Origin of the sequence: Aquabacterium sp. (assembly GCF_049317225.1) — a bacterium.
Taxonomy (GTDB): domain Bacteria; phylum Pseudomonadota; class Gammaproteobacteria; order Burkholderiales; family Burkholderiaceae_C; genus Aquabacterium.
The window spans coordinates 1-16,937 of record NZ_JBMOIR010000018.1 but is presented as its reverse complement, the minus strand read 5'-3'; the positions used below and the strand labels follow the sequence as shown (position 1 = coordinate 16,937).

15 protein-coding genes are annotated in these 16,937 nt (G+C 60.3%); 5 read left to right on the top strand and 10 right to left on the bottom strand.

Annotated features, from left to right (window positions below):
• The first annotated feature begins 2 nt into the window (after window positions 1-2).
• Window positions 3-788, top strand: a complete 786-nt coding sequence (gene icmH, locus ACOYNB_RS11305) for a type IVB secretion system protein IcmH/DotU (protein WP_422839169.1) — start codon at window positions 3-5, stop codon at window positions 786-788.
• 23 nt (window positions 789-811) lie between these two features.
• On the opposite strand, the gene ACOYNB_RS11300 is transcribed toward icmH, so the two are convergent.
• On the bottom strand, window positions 812-2,167 hold the full coding sequence (locus ACOYNB_RS11300; protein ID WP_422839168.1) for a replication-associated recombination protein A: 1,356 nt from the start codon (window positions 2,165-2,167) through the stop codon (window positions 812-814).
• 414 nt (window positions 2,168-2,581) lie between these two features.
• Between ACOYNB_RS11300 and ACOYNB_RS11295 the strand changes: the two genes are divergently transcribed.
• Window positions 2,582-4,597, top strand: a complete 2,016-nt coding sequence (locus ACOYNB_RS11295; protein WP_422839167.1) for a DEAD/DEAH box helicase — start codon at window positions 2,582-2,584, stop codon at window positions 4,595-4,597.
• A gap of 129 nt (window positions 4,598-4,726) precedes the next feature.
• Here ACOYNB_RS11295 and lolA read toward each other — a convergent pair whose 3' ends face one another.
• The 3 genes from lolA to ACOYNB_RS11280 form a co-directional block, all read right to left on the bottom strand.
• On the bottom strand, window positions 4,727-5,398 hold the full coding sequence (gene lolA, locus ACOYNB_RS11290; protein WP_422839166.1) for an outer membrane lipoprotein chaperone LolA: 672 nt from the start codon (window positions 5,396-5,398) through the stop codon (window positions 4,727-4,729).
• A gap of 13 nt (window positions 5,399-5,411) precedes the next feature.
• Window positions 5,412-7,853, bottom strand: a complete 2,442-nt coding sequence (locus ACOYNB_RS11285) for a DNA translocase FtsK (RefSeq protein ID WP_422839165.1) — start codon at window positions 7,851-7,853, stop codon at window positions 5,412-5,414.
• 98 nt (window positions 7,854-7,951) lie between these two features.
• On the bottom strand, window positions 7,952-8,623 hold the full coding sequence (locus ACOYNB_RS11280; protein WP_374256386.1) for a Crp/Fnr family transcriptional regulator: 672 nt from the start codon (window positions 8,621-8,623) through the stop codon (window positions 7,952-7,954).
• A 243-nt stretch (window positions 8,624-8,866) separates the two neighbouring features.
• Between ACOYNB_RS11280 and trxB the strand changes: the two genes are divergently transcribed.
• The 3 genes from trxB to rpmG all read left to right on the top strand — a co-directional run bounded on the left by trxB (window position 8,867) and on the right by rpmG (window position 10,466).
• Complete coding sequence (trxB, locus tag ACOYNB_RS11275) at window positions 8,867-9,823, top strand: thioredoxin-disulfide reductase (protein ID WP_422839164.1); 957 nt, start codon at window positions 8,867-8,869, stop codon at window positions 9,821-9,823.
• Window positions 9,824-10,047: 224 nt separating this feature from the next.
• Window positions 10,048-10,281, top strand: coding sequence for a 50S ribosomal protein L28 (gene rpmB / locus ACOYNB_RS11270; RefSeq protein ID WP_058087944.1), 234 nt, complete (start codon window positions 10,048-10,050; stop codon window positions 10,279-10,281).
• A gap of 14 nt (window positions 10,282-10,295) precedes the next feature.
• Window positions 10,296-10,466, top strand: a complete 171-nt coding sequence (gene rpmG / locus ACOYNB_RS11265; protein WP_374256390.1) for a 50S ribosomal protein L33 — start codon at window positions 10,296-10,298, stop codon at window positions 10,464-10,466.
• 251 nt (window positions 10,467-10,717) lie between these two features.
• On the opposite strand, the gene ACOYNB_RS11260 is transcribed toward rpmG, so the two are convergent.
• From ACOYNB_RS11260 to ACOYNB_RS11235, 6 genes are all read right to left on the bottom strand, one after another.
• Window positions 10,718-11,944: a DesA family fatty acid desaturase gene (locus ACOYNB_RS11260; protein WP_422839163.1), complete on the bottom strand. Its 1,227-nt coding sequence runs from the start codon at window positions 11,942-11,944 to the stop codon at window positions 10,718-10,720.
• Window positions 11,945-12,073: 129 nt separating this feature from the next.
• Window positions 12,074-12,505 carry a hypothetical protein gene (locus ACOYNB_RS11255; protein WP_374256394.1) on the bottom strand — a complete coding sequence of 144 codons (432 nt, stop codon included), beginning with the start codon at window positions 12,503-12,505 and terminating at the stop codon, window positions 12,074-12,076.
• An 18-nt stretch (window positions 12,506-12,523) separates the two neighbouring features.
• Window positions 12,524-13,840 carry a hypothetical protein gene (locus ACOYNB_RS11250; RefSeq protein ID WP_422839162.1) on the bottom strand — a complete coding sequence of 439 codons (1,317 nt, stop codon included), beginning with the start codon at window positions 13,838-13,840 and terminating at the stop codon, window positions 12,524-12,526.
• 160 nt (window positions 13,841-14,000) lie between these two features.
• Window positions 14,001-14,828 carry a lysophospholipid acyltransferase family protein gene (locus tag ACOYNB_RS11245; RefSeq protein ID WP_422839161.1) on the bottom strand — a complete coding sequence of 276 codons (828 nt, stop codon included), beginning with the start codon at window positions 14,826-14,828 and terminating at the stop codon, window positions 14,001-14,003.
• Window positions 14,829-14,844: 16 nt separating this feature from the next.
• Window positions 14,845-16,170: a dihydroorotase gene (locus ACOYNB_RS11240; protein WP_422839160.1), complete on the bottom strand. Its 1,326-nt coding sequence runs from the start codon at window positions 16,168-16,170 to the stop codon at window positions 14,845-14,847.
• A gap of 6 nt (window positions 16,171-16,176) precedes the next feature.
• The coding region (locus tag ACOYNB_RS11235) for an aspartate carbamoyltransferase catalytic subunit (protein ID WP_422839159.1) at window positions 16,177-16,937 on the bottom strand (761 nt) is incomplete at its 5' end.

Sequence of the window (16,937 nt, the reverse complement as noted above, 5' to 3'; positions counted from 1 at the left end):
TCATGATGCGTTCCACCCACGAGAACCCAAGCCTTTTCGACCGGCCTCCCGTCAAAACCCACTCGGCACACGAGCAGCACAGTGACAGCAGTAGCTTGCTTGATTTGATGTACGACGGGTTCTATCTTCTGTTTTTGCTCCGCGCCAAACATGCTCCGCTGGATGGCGAAGTTTTCCGAGATCGCATCAAACAGTTCTTGACCTCTTTCGAGCGAGGCGCAACGAGATTGAATGCATCAGCCGAAGATGTCTATGCTTGCAAATACGCGTTTTGCGCCACGATCGACGAAGCCATACTCATGTCGAGTTTCAAGGTTCGGGAAGCGTGGCAGCGCCTACCCTTGCAAGTGCAGTTCTTTGGCGATCAATTGGCCGGTGAGTTGTTCTTTGACAAGCTGGAAGCGTTGCGCAGAGAGGGAGCACCGCGAGTACAAGCCATGGAAGTCTTTCACATGTGCCTTTTGTTGGGCTTTCAAGGCAAGTACCTGATGGAAGGCTCAGAGAAGCTCGGCTACCTCACCGCGCGCGTGGGTGACGAAATTGCGCGCATCAAAGGTCATGGCGCCGGATTCGCGCCTCATTGGGAGGCGCCAGACCGAGTACGACATCAATTGCGAAGCGAAGTCCCTCTTTGGGTCATCGCGTCGATCATTGGCTTACTCGCTCTGACGACATTCCTGGGTCTGAATTGGCAGCTCACACGCTTCGCCCGAGAGCGGCTGAGCGAACCTCATCACATCGTCCAGATGGCCCCGCAGGTTGCCAACATCACGATCACACTGCCCTGATTGGACACGACGGACGAGGCCGATCAGTCTTTCGAGCGTTCGTCGCCCAGCAGCGAGCGCAACTGTGCCACCCGCTCTCCAATCTTGATCTCCAAGCCTCGCGCAACAGGCTGGTAGAAGGCTTGCGCGGGCATGCCATCCGGAAAATACCGTTCGCCCGCAGCCACCGCATCCGGCTCGTCGTGCGCATAGCGATAGCCATCGCCGTGCCCCAACTCTTTCATGAGCTTGGTGGGCGCATTGCGCAAATGCATGGGCACAGGTCGGGTCACGTCATGCTTGACCCAAGCCCGCACGGCCTTGTACGCGGTGTACACCGCATTGCTCTTGGGGGCCACGGCCAGATACACCACACATTGCGCCAGGGTGAGCTCACCTTCAGGCGAGCCAAGGCGCTCATAGGTCTCGGCAGCATCCAGTGCCAGTCGCAACGCACGCGGATCGGCCAGGCCAATGTCTTCACTGGCCATGCGGATGAGTCTGCGCACGATGTAGCGCGGATCCACCCCACCATCAACCATGCGCACAAACCAATACAAAGCCGCATCGGGATCTGAGCCTCGCACGGACTTGTGCAGGGCCGAGATGGTGTCGTAGAACTGGTCACCGCCCTTGTCGTAACGACGCAGTTGTTCCCCCAGGGACTTTTCCAGTGCGGCCTCGTCAATGAGATCGCGCCCCTTGAGCATGCCTGCAAGGGTCTCATAGGTGTTGAGCACGCGACGGGCATCTCCGTCAGCATAGGCAATCAATCGCGTTTGGGCTGCGGGCGTGAGAGCCGGCCCCGCCAACGCGGCACGCCCGCGCTCCAGCAAGGTGAGCATGGCGGCATCGTCCATGGCGCGCAGCACATGAACCGTCGCACGTGACAACAAGGCGGCATTGACCTCAAACGAGGGGTTCTCCGTCGTGGCGCCAATGAACGTGAACAGCCCTGACTCGACATGCGGGAGGAAGGCGTCTTGCTGTGCTTTGTTGAAGCGATGGACCTCGTCCACAAAAACGATGGTGCGACGACCGGTGCGTCGCGCGGCCTGCGCCTGCTCAACGGCTTCACGGATATCCTTGACCCCGCCCAGCACAGCCGAGATTGCCAGGAATTGCGCATCAAAAGCATGCGCCATGAGGCGAGCCAGCGTGGTTTTGCCAACGCCCGGCGGCCCCCACAGGATCATTGAGTGGGGTTGCCCCGACTCGAATGCAACACGCAATGGCTGGCCAGGCCCCAGCAGGTGATCTTGCCCAACCACCTCATCCAGCGTATGAGGGCGCAAACGCTCCGCAAGGGGCGCGCCCAGGGGCACAGACCCCGACACTGAGGCCGAAGAAGGGCCGTCGGCCCCGGGGAGATCAAGCGACAGGCTCTCTTGTGTGCTCATGGGGAAATTGTCGCAGGAGTGCGAGCACCGGATGTATGCCCATGCTGCGCCAAAGATCGAATGCGTTCATAGCCCCCTAGACAAACCCTAATGGACGTGTCACAATTACCTATTCCTTGGAATTGCAGGGAATTTTCGTTCATCCCCTCTGACCTTTTTCAAGCCGGGCAACACCGTCGGGTGCTTTGCCAAGAGCGTGTCTTGAGTTCCGGTTGGCGGCGATGCCGTCGCTTTCAAACCGACTCACCGTGATCCTTCGAGCGCTGCGTGCGCCTGTCACGAAGTACGGACACGAATCCATAGCGACCCCACTTGGGGCTGGTTGACTGATCTGCGTATCAGCGTCATGGCCCCTGCAAGTCATTTGTCTTTGACTGACAAATGGCTGAGCTTTGCATTGCTTGAAAGAAGTTCATGTCGAATCAAACCCCTATTCAATCTGGTGAATCCCAGCTGGACGCCCTGGCGCGTCGCATCGAGGCCGAGGCCTTTGATTGCGAAGCAGCCGAAACCGGCGAGCCCACGCAAGTGCACGCTGGCGGCCCCACGTTTACCGATCTGGGCCTGAGCGCACCGCTGTGCGCAGCTTTGACCGAGTCGGGCTACACGCAACCCACTACCGTGCAGATTCAAGCCATCCCGGCCGCGATGCAAGGCGCTGACCTGCGCGTGGCATCCAGCACGGGTAGCGGCAAGACCGCTGCATTCATGCTGCCTGCACTGGAGCGCATCATTGCCGCCCGTGGCGACAACACCAAGCGTCGCGAAAAGGGCAAGGTACACGGCCCTCGTGTGCTGGTCCTCGCCCCCACCCGTGAATTGGCCATGCAGGTGGCCAAGTCGGCCAGCACCTACGGCCGCCACATGCAAGGTCTGCGCGTGGCCACCGTGGTCGGTGGCGTGCCCTACGCCTACCAGTTGAAGGCGCTGAAGGGTCCTCTGGACGTGCTGATTGCCACCCCTGGTCGCTTGCTGGATCACCTCAACACCGGCGCCGCCGTGCTGAGCAACCTGGAAGTGCTGGTGCTGGACGAGGCCGACCGCATGCTGGACATGGGCTTCATCGATGACATCGAAGCCATTGCCGACCAGACGCCTGCAGAACGCCAGACTTTGATGTTCAGCGCGACCTTCGCCGGTCACGTGGGCCAACTGGCTCAGCGCATGACCCGTGATGCCGTGAGCATCGAAGTGGCTTCGCACACCGACAGCCACGACAACATCGAGCAACGTCTGCACCTGGCTGACACGCTGGCGCACAAGAACATGCTGCTGGACCGCCTGCTGGAAGACCGCGCACTGGACCAAGCCGTGATCTTCACCGCCACCCAGCGCGACGCCGACATCCTGGCTGACCGTCTGGCTGACGTGGGTCATGCTGTGGCTGCCCTGCACGGCGGCATGCCGCAAGGTCGCCGCAACCGCGTCCTGCAAGCCCTGCGCAACCGTCAACTGCGCGTGCTGGTGGCAACAGATGTGGCCGCTCGCGGCATCGACGTGCCCACCATCACCCACGTGATCAACTACGGCATGCCCATGAAGGCCGAAGACTATGTGCACCGCATTGGTCGCACGGGTCGCGCCGGCCGCAGTGGTTTGGCCATCACCTTGGCCGAACGCCGTGACATCCCCATGGTGCGTCGCATCGAGCGCTTCACCACCCAACGCATCCCCGAGTCGGTGATCGAAGGCCTGGAGCCCAAGCTCAAGACTTTCGCCGACAAGGCGTCCCGCATGGGTGGCAAGTCGATGTCCGCCCACCGTGGCCGCGACGACCGTGCGCCACGCTTTGGCGGCGACCGCGGTGATCGCGGCGGTTTTGGTGATCGTGAGCGTCCTCGCTTCGAAGGCAACCGTGAAGGCGGCTTCGGCGGCGGTCGTCGCGAATTCCAGGGCGATCGCAACGAGCGCTTTGGTGGCGAAGAGCGTCGCTTCAGCGGCGACCGCGGTGGCTTTGGCGACCGGGATCGCGGCCAGGATGGCGCTCATCGCGTGGTGCATAAGGCGGGTTTCAAACCGGCCGGTTTTAGCGGCGAACAGCGCAAGCCGTTCGGCGGCCACGAGCAGCGCAGCTTTGAACCCCGCAGCGGTGGTCAGGACCGTCCGTTTGCCGACCGTGGCGCGCGCGGCAGCCGCCCATTTGACGACCGCAACGATTTTGGCGGTGAGCGCAACTTCAACGAGCGCCCTCAAGGCGACCGTGGTTTTGGCGGTGAGCGCAGCTTTGGTGATCGTCCGCACGGCAAGCCGTTTGGCGGCAAGCCCGCTCACGGCAAGTCCTTCGGCGAGAAGTCGTTTGGCGGCGAGCGCAGCTTCGGTGACAAGCCCTTTGGCGGCAAGCCTTTCGGCGGCAAGCCCGGCTTCAAGTCGGGCGGCAAACCCGGTGGCTTTGGCGGCAAGCGCCCTGGCTTCGGCAAGCGCGAAGGCTGATGCCAGCTGAGCTTGGTGCCCACGCACCAAGCAAAACGCCAGATCCGCAACGAACGGATCTGGCGCATTCACCAAACCAGTCAGGTGGACACCCCAGTTGGCACCAACCAAAGGGGCATGCCTTGTGCATCAAGGCTGTTTGAGCACGTCGGCGCCCGCTGGCGGCACAAACTGAAACCGGGACGCCGGCAAGGCGGCCTTGGCATCGAATTGCGTGAAGTCCAGCCGTGAGCGCTGGCCAAACCCATCCAGGATTTCCAATGCGGCCAACTGGCCCTGGCGGAATCCGACCCGCATGGACTGGAACTGCCCCTCTTTGTGACGCGGCAAGGCCTCCACCCATTCCAGAGACGTCGTTGCCTGTTGAGGCATCGGGGCCGCGGACGCCGCACCCGATGAAGACGCAGTCACATTCTTGAGGGTGAAGTCCTTGTCCAGCGCCCCGCCGGCCAGCACGGCCGCAGGCGTGGCACCCAAGGCATCACTCATGGGACGGACCGTGACCTGATTGAGGTCCACGTCGTACAGCCAGACCTGCTTGCCATCCCCAACGATGACTTGCTCTGTCGGGGTGTTGTACGTGAAGCGGAACCGGTTGGGCCGCTGGAATTCCAGCGCGCCCTGCGATTTACGCACCCGCTTGCCGTCCGGAGACGTGACGGTTTGCGTGAAGGCGGCTCGTCCGCTTTGCACGTCTTTGACAAATTGGCGCAAGCTGCCCACAGCGTCGGCTTGCGCAGCAGCCCAGCCGCCGGACAGCGCAGCCGCCATGACCACCCGGCGAAGATTCAAGTTCAACATCAGATTGCCTTCATCAAGCGTCCCACGGTGCCGCCGTGGCACCGCCCTCGCCGCCGCGAGCAGGGACAATGATTTCGCGGTTGCCATTGGTCGACATGGACGAGACCAGTCCGGACTTCTCCATCTGCTCCAGCAACCGGGCCGCACGGTTGTAGCCAATGCGCAGGTGGCGCTGAACCAGCGAAATCGAAGCTTTGCGATGCTGCAGCACGATGGAAACCGCGTTGTCGTACATCGGATCTTGCTCGCCCTCGCTGCCGCCTGCCGGTGAGCCATCCAGGTTGCTGCCCTCATCAGACAGGCTGCCGCCCTCCAAAATGCCTTCGATGTAATTGGGCTCACCCTGGGTCTTCAGGTATTCGACAACACGGTGCACCTCATCATCCGACACGAAGGCGCCGTGCACGCGCGTCGGCAAGCCGGTACCCGGCGCCAAATAGAGCATGTCCCCCTGACCCAGCAAGGCCTCGGCCCCCATCTGATCCAGGATCGTGCGGCTGTCGATCTTGCTGGACACCTGGAACGAAATGCGGGTAGGAATGTTGGCCTTGATCAGGCCGGTGATAACGTCCACGGAAGGACGTTGCGTGGCAAGGATCAAGTGAATGCCGGCCGCACGCGCCTTTTGCGCCAAACGCGCGATCAACTCTTCGATCTTCTTGCCGACGACCATCATCAGGTCCGCCAACTCGTCGATCACGATGACGATGTGTGGCAGTCGGTCAAGCGGCTCGGGTTCATCGGGAGTCAGGCTGAACGGATTCGGGATGAGCTCGCCACGCGATTTGGCGTCGTCCATCTTTTTGTTGTAGCCCGCCAGGTTGCGCACGCCCATTTTGGACATGAGCTTGTAGCGACGCTCCATTTCACCCACAGCCCAGTTCAGCGCGTTGCCCGCCTGCTTCATGTCCGTCACAACGGGACACAAGAGGTGAGGAATGCCTTCGTAGACGCTCATTTCCAGCATCTTCGGGTCGATCAGGATCAGACGGACATCCCGCGCCTCGGCCTTGTACAACAGACTGAGGATGGTGGCATTGATGCCCACCGACTTACCGGAGCCGGTGGTCCCTGCGACCAGGCAGTGCGGCATCTTGGCCAGATCGGCCACCACAGGTGCCCCCACGATGTCCTTGCCCAGACCGATGGTCAGCATGGACTGCGCCTCGTGGTAGATCTGCGAGCCCAGGATCTCAGTCAGGCGAATCATCTGGCGCTTGGCATTGGGCAACTCCAGCGCCATCAGGTTTTTGCCCGGAATGGTTTCGACCACGCGGATGGACACCAGCGACAGGGAGCGCGCCAGATCCTTGGCCAGATTGACAATCTGCGAGCCTTTGACCCCGGTGGCAGGCTCAATTTCATAACGGGTGATGACTGGCCCCGGCGACGCCGCCACGACACGCACATCCACACCAAAGTCCTTGAGTTTCTTCTCGATGAGGCGCGACGTCATCTCCAGCGACTCGGGGGTCACGGTTTCCATGCGGCCGGGTGCAGCATCCAACAGATCGATCTGGGGCAGCTTGTTGTCACCCATTTCAACGAACAAGGGCTTTTGCTTCTCCTTGACCACGCGCTCGGACTTGGGCACCTCGATCACCGGTTGCTCGATGATGAGCGGCACAGGCTCAGCGGGCAGTTCGTGACGCACCTCTTCGACGACCCGCTCACGCTCGATGGCGGCCTGCTCGCCAATGCGGATGTCCTGCTCGACCTCGCGCTGCGCTTCGCGCTGTTGACGCAGGCGATCGGTCAATTCACCGATCTTTTCGGCCACATCCAGCCAAGAGAAGCGAAAGGCCAAGGCGGCACCGACCACCAACAAAGCAATCCACAGGACGCCGGATCCATTGAAGCCCAGCCAATGCATGCCCAACTGCCCCAAGGCCATGCCCAACACGCCGCCAGCATGTTCCCCTGGTACGGCCAGTTCATTCCGATAAAGACGGGACCATTCCAGCGCACAACTGGCCGCAACCAGCACCACCACCCCCAACCAGAAGCGCCAAGACGTCAGGCTGCGCTCATGCGGCACCACCGGTGGCGCGCCAGACACCGACACGCTGGCACCCGTGTCCCGGCGCAGCCAACGGGCCAACGCGCCCAACCACACACGCAAGCCAATGAGCAGCAACCACCATGCCGAACGACCGAACAGCATCATGGCAATGTCAGCACCATAGGCGCCCAGTTGCCCCGCCCAATTCCGAGGTTCCGTGTTCTGCCCGGACGTGGTGAAGGCAGGATCAAGCGGACTGTGACTGGTCATGGCCAGCAGCGCCAACACCCACAGCAGACCACTGATGAAGAGTGCGGACTGAAACCGAAATGTGTTTTCCAGAGGCTCAACAGGCCCAACTGACGGTATGGCCGCCTGCCTGTGGAACCGACCACCCATGCGCGTTGTCACCGGCGAACTGTCGGAATGAAGGGATCCGAGAGGAAATGTCATGTCGTCATTTTGATGGCATTTTTTGCCTTGGCTCGACGTGGCCCGACAAAGTAAAACGCCCCTGAAGAGGGGCGGTTTACAGGTGCAAACAAAAAAGATCAGGCCGTAGATGCCAAACGCTCTTTGAGCACCACGCTGCCGGTTTCCTGCGTCTCGATCAAGCCACGCTCTTCAAGGTCCTTCATGACACGACTGACCATTTCGCGCGAAGCACCGACATGCTTGGCCAGATCTTGACGCGAAACCTTGCCGCGAATAACTTTTTCGCCAGCATCTTCATCCGCCATATCCAACAATGCACGCGCCACGCGGCCATAGACATCGAGAAGCGCCAGAGACTCGATCTGGCGATCTGCAGCACGCAGACGCTGCACCATGCCGCGCAAGATGGCATACGCCAGAGAGGAATTTTCGGGCAGACAGCGCGCAAACTCGGGGCGACCCAAGACCAGAACATCGGTTTGCACCTCGGCACGAACGGTCGCAGAGTGCGGCTCGTTGTCGATCAGGCTCATTTCCCCCAGGTAGTCACCCGCTTCCAGCACAGCCAGAATCACCTCTCGACCACGCTCATCTGCTGCCACCACGCGCGCACGTCCAGTCAACAGGATGAACAGTGCATTGGTCTTGCGCCCTTTTTCAACAATCAACTCACCACGACGGTAGCGACGCTTGACCACGCCCTCGGCCACGGACTCGGCTTGGGCCGGCGTCAGCATCGAGAACAGCGGAACGCGCCGGATCAGATCAAGATTGGACAACATGGCCATGTGGGGTGCTCCTCGTGAGTGAAGACTGAATTTTTCTGAGTCTGTCGGTTCCACACACCTTAAAACAGGTCTTTTTGACCCGTACAGGAGTGTGACAAACAGGCTGTCTCTACAATTTTCGGCTGTGTACCGGAAATATTTAGCACTTTAACGAGTGGACGTTAATCGGCATACCAGAACTTGCCCCCGGTTAGCCACACAGTTTGCATCCAGTCGACATCAACATCTCGAAAGGCCTCATTCATGAGCACGCCCCAACATAGCCAGGTTCTGATCCTGGGCTCCGGCCCCGCAGGCTACACCGCTGGCATCTATGCTGCCCGCGCCAACCTGAAGCCCACCCTGGTCACTGGCATGGCCCAAGGCGGTCAATTGATGACCACCACCGAAGTGGACAACTGGCCGGCAGATGTCCATGGTGTCCAGGGCCCCGATCTGATGCAACGCTTTCAGCAGCATGCTGAGCGCTTTCAGACCAGCATGGTGTTTGATCACATCAATGAAGTGGATCTGTCCAAGCGCCCCTTCACCCTGAAAGGCGACGCGGGCACCTACACGACCGACACCCTGATCATCGCCACCGGCGCTTCGGCCAAATACCTGGGGCTGCCGTCCGAAGAGGCGTTCATGGGCCGCGGCGTGAGCGGTTGCGCCACCTGTGACGGTTTCTTCTACCGCGACCAGGTGGTCTGCGTGGTGGGCGGCGGTAACACGGCCGTGGAAGAAGCGCTGTACCTGTCGAACATCGCCAGCAAGGTCCACCTGATCCACCGTCGTGACAAGTTCCGCGCAGAACCCATCATGAACGACAAGGTCATGGAGAAGGTTGCCGCCGGCAAGATCGAGTTGCACCTCTTCAACGTGCTGGACGAAGTGCTGGGCGACCAGAGCGGCGTCACCGGCGTGCGCCTGAAGAACGTCAACGAAGGCAGCACCAAAGAACTGGAATTGAAGGGCTGCTTCATCGCCATTGGCCACTCGCCCAATACCGATATCTTCAAGGGGCAGCTGGAAATGAAGGACGGCTACATCGTGACCCGTGGCGGCAACAATGGCTTTGCCACCATGACCAGCGTACCCGGCGTGTTTGCCGCTGGCGACGTGCAAGATCACGTGTACCGCCAAGCGATCACCAGCGCCGGCACCGGTTGCATGGCCGCCTTGGATGCCCAGCGTTTCCTCGAGCAAGAGCAAGGCTGACCGGACTTTCGCGAGATTCGCGTGACAGGCTTTGCCAAGTCGCCAGAATCTCGCTATAATCTCGGTTTTTGCAAAATTCGTCCCGGAGTGGATGCGTCAAGTCACTTGATGCGGATGCTTCCGGAAGGGTGCTTCAACAGGGCCGAAGCCAGCAATGGCGTCAACACCCCCTGCTCTGGGCATCGACCGCAACATAAGCGCAATACAGCGAACGGAGAAGCGTCATGGCACGCGTCTGTCAAGTCACGGGCAAGGGCCCGATGTCCGGGAACAATGTTTCCCACGCCAACAACAAGACCAAGCGTCGTTTCCTGCCCAACCTGCAGTACCGTCGTTTCTGGGTCGAGAGCGAAAACCGTTGGGTGCGTCTGCGCATCTCGACAGCCGCTCTGCGTCTGATTGACAAAGTGGGTATCGATCAGGTCCTGTCCGACCTGCGCGCCCGTGGCGAACTGTGATTGGAGACTGAACCATGGCTGCTAAAGGCGGACGCGAAAAGATCAAGCTGGAATCCACTGCGGGTACCGGCCACTTCTACACCACTGCTAAGAACAAGAAGACCACGCCTGAAAAGCTGGAATTCATGAAGTTCGACCCCAAGGCTCGCAAGCACGTGCTGTACAAGGAAATCAAGCTGAAGTAATTCAGCCTTTCCCTCAAAAACCCGCCTCGCGCAAGCCGGCGGGTTTTTTATTGCCTGCACTTTCTCCGAGGGCACCGCTGAAGTTCAAGCTCAACAAGGCGGCCAACAACCCAGAGCCAGCAGGCACGAACGCCGATCCGTTGCCACACACCGCAGGCTATAAGGCTTGGCCACACAAGCCCCCCCCGTCACCAAGGCAAGAAAAAGCCGCCCGAAGGCGGCTTGGAAAGCACGGTGACAGGCGCGCTTCTTCAGACCGCAGCCGCACGCACCTTCAGCGAGAACTCTTGCAACGCGGCAATGCCACTGGCTTCAGCACGCTGACACCACGCCTGCAGATCCAATACCAGTTGCTCAGCCGATACATTGGTCCGCGTCCAGAGCGCACGCAGTTCCTCACGCATGGCCAACAGCTTGCTCAATTGAGGATTGGCATCACACACCTGCTGCACCTGCTGCTCCATGCCGACAGGCATTTGCGCCGCATCGCGGTGCACCCAAGGACGCACACGCTTGAGTTGATTGGCGGCAGCCTCTTGGCCAGACGCCTTGAGACGGACCAACTCGACCTTGCAGGCGCGACGTACTTCTCGGGCATACCCAGCCATCAGTTCATAACGGTTGGCAACGATGGCCTCCAACGTCTTCGCATCGGCAACAGGCTTGATGTCGCCCAGGGTCAGACGCGGCGGCGTTTTGCGGACCTTGGCCAGCCCCATCATCTCCAGGGCACGGATGTAGCCCCAGCCAATGTCGAACTCATACGACTTGACGGACAACTTGGCTGATGTGGGATAGGTGTGATGGTTGTTGTGCAACTCTTCACCGCCAATGATGATGCCCCACGGCGAGATGTTGGTTGACGCATCAGGGGCCTCGAAATTGCGATAACCCCAGTAGTGCCCCAAACCGTTGATGATCCCGGCCGCCGTGATCGGAATCCAGACCATCTGGACGGCCCAGACAGTGATACCGATGGCACCAAACAGCGCCAGATCGATCAGCAGCATCACGATGGGACCCCAGTTGTTGCGAGGGGTGTAAAGGTTACGCTCAAGCCAGTCATCCGGTGTGCCGTGACCGTACTTCTTGAGTGTGTCCTCTTTCAACGCCTCGTCGCGGTACAGTTCGCGACCACGCAGCAAGACCGTCTGAATACCATGTGTGACGGGGCTGTGAGGGTCTTCGACGGTTTCGCACTTGGCGTGGTGCTTGCGGTGAACCGCCACCCACTGTTTGGTCACCGTGCTCGTGGTCAACCACAACCAGAAACGGAAAAAGTGCGACGGGATGGCGTGCAACTCCAACGCACGGTGCGCCTGCGAGCGATGCAGGAAGATCGTCACCGACGCAATGGTGATATGGGTCAGGATCAGGGTGTAGGCCACGATCTGCCACCAGGCAGCATCGGCCAGACCATTGATTGCCCACGACAGGAGACCGTCGTGCAGCCATCCAGTAAACGAGAAATCAGACATCAGGAACCTTTCAACGGAACGCGGCATTGTAGAGGTCCCGGCGCAAGCGTTTTTGCCTTAACACAAGACAAAAGGGCTGCCACGCCAATGCCAGCGCGGCAGCCCTCCTTGAAAAACGCGATGGACGCGTTATTCAACGATCAGAACGACCTTGACACTGCTGTCAACAGCCGACTTTTCGATGTAGCCAATGGCATCCGGGTTAGATGCCACGTACTTCTTAACTTCGTTCGCGGCCCCCAGTTCCTTGGGAGGCGTAGCCTTACCCGAGAAGGTCAGACGCGCCCAAGTAGCCTTGACCTGCGCAGAAGTCTTGCCAGCAGCCTTGCTGTAGAACTGTTCGCGAATCGCACTGGATTCAGGCAAGTCCGCAGGTGCAGCTGCTGCGCCAGAAGGCAGCGTGTTGGTCTTACCCAAGAAGATCGAAGCGACCTGATCTTGCGTCATGGAGGCCAAGGGGCTCTTTGGGTTGACAATGACGGCGACCTGGGCACTGGCAGCTTGAGCGACCAGCATCAGACCTGCCACAACCAGAGATTGAAGGGTGATCTTGGATTTCATGTTATTGCTCCCTTCAGCTTAGAAGACGAAGTCGACAGACAGCGACAGCACGTCGATGTTCTTCTTGGCACCGAGGAACTTGCCGCCAGACAGCAAGGCACCGGAAGGATTCTCGACCAGGAACAGACCGTTCGAGTCAACAGGCTTGACCACACGGTCAAACTGCGCCTTCACTGCCAAGCTGGATGTTGCATCCCAGCGAATGCCAACACTGTTGGTGCGCTCGCTCAACTTCTGCGTGTTCAGCACGGTTTGCGTGCCGACCACAGCCGACGCCAGAACTGCCGACGTCACTGTCGGCATCTTGGCGTTCGGATTGGTCACCTTCAGCTTAGAGAACGACACATAGGGGAGCCAGTTCCCGAAACGGTAGCCAGCAAGCGTGTACCAGCCAGTTGTGTCCGGCACATAGCCAACACCACCCACCTTACGCTTGGTGTACTCGCCCGAAACCACGACATTGTTACGATCTACGGTGAAGCCGACACCAGAGAACGTGGCGCGTTCGTTGCTCACATGAAGCTGCTCAGACAAGGCCAAAGCCTCTGCTTGAGCCGTCGCGCCAGCCAAACCGGCGATCACAGGAGCCATTGCACCCACAACGTAGTCCGCTGTTGCAGATTTGGTCGTCAAGCGGCCTTGCATGTGGCCCAAGCGCAGGGTGTAGCCGCCATCAAATTCGGCTTGCAAGTTGAAACCCAAAGCGCGCTTGATGTCGATGTCGCTAGGAGGCACCGCGCCCAGAGGGCTGTTCAGCGCGCTGGTGAAGGAGGCAGACGAACTACCCGCCCACAACGTACCGGTGACGCTGGCTGGCCCCAGGGATGTTTGATAAGAAACGTCGCCACCATCAAAGTAGCTCACCGGCACTTGACCGTACACATCAAGGTTGGGACGCACAGCAACGTTGGCGTAACCCACGTCACGGAAGTCAGACACCATGAAGAAGGGAGCGCCCATGCGGCCGGCACGGACAGACAAACCACTGACAGGTTGCCACTTCACAAAAGCCCATTCGAAATTCGGCACGTACGAGCCTTCGGCGTCGTACTTGGTCATGACCTGCGCGGTGGCAGACACCGTCGGCGTCGCTTTGTAGGTACCCTGGACGGCAACCTTGCTGTCGGGATCCAAGCTGAAAGTCTTCCCGGCACCACCACCCTGACCAGGGTAGTTGAACAGTGCCTCATCCGTGGTTGTGCGAGAAGCACCCAGCGTGCCGAAGCCAGACAGGCTGAAATTGCCATCAGGGGAGGTGTAACCGGCATGGGCGCTCATGCACGCGACCATGGCCGCGGCGGCAAGGGGAAGGCGCCGAATTTTCTTGTCAGACATTGGAGTGACTCCTCAACATGGTTGACGGGATGCCACACCGATCCAGCTTCACAATTCTTTTGGAATTCCGGACCGGCGTACATCCACTTTGCCTCAGGGGCTATGTGGATGTCGTCAGAGTAGAGTTACTACTTGACACCTGCAGTCCGAAAAGACGGGATTAATTTGCGCAAATTTTCACATTTGCAGCATCTATTTCGTCATACAGAACTTTTTCAATGCCATTTCGCAGTTCGGAAGCAATGGCGCGGCGATCCGCATGAGACACAGATTGCGAGGGCAGCACGGTGACGTGCACCGACAAGCCCTGTGCAGACACCACCCACCAGAGGGACTGCATCAGGCTGGTGTCCCCCACATAAGCCGCTTTGGCGCTGACCGGAGCATCCCTGTCGGCATAGCGCAAGACCACAGGCTGAACCGGCACTTGAGCGTCAATCGCGGCCTGCAGCAAGTTGGGATGGAAATGCATGACGCCATGACCACTCCCCGTCGTGCCCTCCGGGAAAACGGCTACCGTGTGGCCCGTCCGCAACGACTGAGCCATCAAACCCAGCACGCGCATGGCGTCGCGACGGCGCTCCCGGGTGAGGTACAACGTGCCAGCTGCGGTCACCAGTCGCCCAATCAAGGGCCAGCGCCCCACCTCTGCTTTCGACACGAAGCGCGACGGCACAACCGAATTGATGGCCACGATGTCTAACCACGAGATGTGATTGGCCACCACCAGCTTGGCGCCATCATGCGCTCGCCCCTGGACATGCAACTCGATGCCCAAGATTTGAAGCAACTTGCATGACCACTTCAAGTTTTCGTCATGCCACCCATGCTCGTCGAGCCCGGGCCAGACGATCCATGACTTGACCCATGCCACCAGAACATGGCCCAAAACACGCAACAGACGCCAAAGGGCCACGGGCAATCGCCACAGCGACACATGAGGCACCGATGCCACAGAAGAGGACGCACCCATGTTGCCAGTCGACATCAGCGCTCAGCCTTGCTTATTCGGCTTCGTGCGCGACCTGTCCGGCCACGAGCGTCAGGCGCACGCGTCCGGCCAATTCAAAGCCAGAAGTCTGGAAGGCGAACGGGGTGTGCTTGCCTTGGCTGACCAGCACATCGGGTTGCACGGGCCAGCGGGCGGCAGGGTCAAACACCACCACATCGGCCACACCACCTGGTGTCAAGCGACCGGCGCTGGACGACAACGAACCCAACGCATCACCCAGTACCTTCACAGGCCCTTGGGTCACCACGGCCAACGCACGGCGCAACTTCTCAGCGTCGGGCTGATCGCTCAGGTCGGCGCCCGACCACTTCAGCGCCAGACTCAGCAGGAGCTCCAGCCCCGTGGCACCCGGTGTAGCTTCGCCAAATGGCAGGTTCTTCTCATCGGCGCTGACCGGATTGTGGTCAGACACGAGGGCATCGAGGGTGCCATCGGCCAGCCCAGCCTGCAAGGCATCGCGGTCACGGCCCTGACGCAGCGGGGGCGTCACACGCATGGATGAGTTGAAGAAGCCGATGTCAAGATCGGTCAACATCAAGGAGTTGATGCTGACGTCGGCCGTGATGGGCAAACCTTGCGCCTTGGCCTGACGGACCAGATCCACGCCTGCCGCGCTCGACAGGCGGCACAAGTGAACCCGAGCACCTGTCGTGCGCACCAATTCCACAATGGTGTGGATGGCAATGGTCTCAGCCGTGACGGGCACGCCAGACAAACCGAGGCGCGTGGCCACCGGGCCGCTGGCCGCCACACCCTTGCCCAACCAGGGATCTTGAGGGCGCAACCAGACGGTATAGCCAAAGGTGGCCGCGTACTGCATGGCACGCACCAGCACCTGTGTGTCCTTGATGGGGTGCTCGGCCTGCGAATAGCCGACACAACCAGCCTCCTGCAGTTCGGCCATTTCGGTCAGGTTCTCGCCCTTGAGGCCGCGGGTCAACGCCCCCAGAGGGAACAGACGACAACGGCTGAGCTTGCGCGCGCGCAGCTTCAACATTTCCACTAGGCCGGGTTCGTCCAGCGCCGGATCGGTGTCAGGCAAGCAGATGACGCTGGTGACCCCACCGGCTGCCGCCGCAGCCAGTTCGGATTCGAGCATGCCTTCATGCTCGTGACCGGGCTCGCGCAACCGTGCAGCCAGATCCACCAGACCGGGCGCCACGATCAGGCCCGTGGCGTCGATGGTGCGATCGGGCGCGAAGTCGGCGCTCACGGAACCCAGTGCCGAAATACGGCCACCCGCGATGGCCAAGTCACCAACCTGGTCCAGGCCGGAAGCGGGATCGACCAGTCGGCCGTTCTTGATCAGAATCTTCATGATGGATCAGGCCTCATTGCCAGCCAGAATGGACATCACGGCCATGCGCACGGCAATGCCGAACGTGACCTGGGGCAGGATGACGCTTTGCTTGCCATCGGCCACAGCGGAGTCAATTTCCACGCCACGGTTGATGGGGCCCGGGTGCATCACGATGGCATCCGGCTTGGCCAGTGCCAGCTTCGATTCGGTCAGACCGAACTCCTTGAAGAACTCACCGGCGCTGGGCAGCATCCCGCCCGACATGCGTTCGTTTTGCAAGCGCAGCATGATGACCACGTCGGCATCCATGATGCCCTCTTCCATGCTGTGGCAGACACGCACGCCCATCTCCCGCAGGTCGCCGGGCACCAGGGTGCGAGGACCGACCACGCGCACCTCGGGCACACCCAAGGTCGTCAGCGCATGGATGTTGGAGCGAGCCACGCGGGAGTGAACGATGTCACCCACGATCGCCACAGTCAGATTGGTGAAATCCTTCTTGTAGTGGCGGATGGTGTACATGTCGAGCAAGGCCTGCGTCGGGTGCGCGTGGCGGCCGTCACCGGCGTTGACCACATGCACGTGGGGCGCAACATGCTGGGCAATCAGGTAAGGTGCACCAGACTCGGAGTGACGCACCACGAACATGTCGGCACTCATGGCCGACAGGTTGGAGATGGTGTCCAGCAGGCTTTCACCCTTGGAGGCCGACGAGCGAGCGATGTCCAGATTGATGACGTCGGCGCTCAGGCGCTTGGCCGCGATCTCGAACGTGGTGCGCGTGC

What these genes read in the sequence shown, in the direction of transcription:
- icmH (WP_422839169.1), top strand. Translation starts at nt 3, where the DNA reads ATGATGCGTTCCACCCACGAGAACCCAAGCCTTTTCGACCGGCCTCCC.
- ACOYNB_RS11300 (WP_422839168.1), bottom strand. Translation starts at nt 2,167, where the DNA reads ATGAGCACACAAGAGAGCCTGTCGCTTGATCTCCCCGGGGCCGACGGC.
- ACOYNB_RS11295 (WP_422839167.1), top strand. Translation starts at nt 2,582, where the DNA reads ATGTCGAATCAAACCCCTATTCAATCTGGTGAATCCCAGCTGGACGCC.
- lolA (WP_422839166.1), bottom strand. Translation starts at nt 5,398, where the DNA reads ATGTTGAACTTGAATCTTCGCCGGGTGGTCATGGCGGCTGCGCTGTCC.
- ACOYNB_RS11285 (WP_422839165.1), bottom strand. Translation starts at nt 7,853, where the DNA reads ATGACATTTCCTCTCGGATCCCTTCATTCCGACAGTTCGCCGGTGACA.
- ACOYNB_RS11280 (WP_374256386.1), bottom strand. Translation starts at nt 8,623, where the DNA reads ATGGCCATGTTGTCCAATCTTGATCTGATCCGGCGCGTTCCGCTGTTC.
- trxB (WP_422839164.1), top strand. Translation starts at nt 8,867, where the DNA reads ATGAGCACGCCCCAACATAGCCAGGTTCTGATCCTGGGCTCCGGCCCC.
- rpmB (WP_058087944.1), top strand. Translation starts at nt 10,048, where the DNA reads ATGGCACGCGTCTGTCAAGTCACGGGCAAGGGCCCGATGTCCGGGAAC.
- rpmG (WP_374256390.1), top strand. Translation starts at nt 10,296, where the DNA reads ATGGCTGCTAAAGGCGGACGCGAAAAGATCAAGCTGGAATCCACTGCG.
- ACOYNB_RS11260 (WP_422839163.1), bottom strand. Translation starts at nt 11,944, where the DNA reads ATGTCTGATTTCTCGTTTACTGGATGGCTGCACGACGGTCTCCTGTCG.
- ACOYNB_RS11255 (WP_374256394.1), bottom strand. Translation starts at nt 12,505, where the DNA reads ATGAAATCCAAGATCACCCTTCAATCTCTGGTTGTGGCAGGTCTGATG.
- ACOYNB_RS11250 (WP_422839162.1), bottom strand. Translation starts at nt 13,840, where the DNA reads ATGTCTGACAAGAAAATTCGGCGCCTTCCCCTTGCCGCCGCGGCCATG.
- ACOYNB_RS11245 (WP_422839161.1), bottom strand. Translation starts at nt 14,828, where the DNA reads ATGTCGACTGGCAACATGGGTGCGTCCTCTTCTGTGGCATCGGTGCCT.
- ACOYNB_RS11240 (WP_422839160.1), bottom strand. Translation starts at nt 16,170, where the DNA reads ATGAAGATTCTGATCAAGAACGGCCGACTGGTCGATCCCGCTTCCGGC.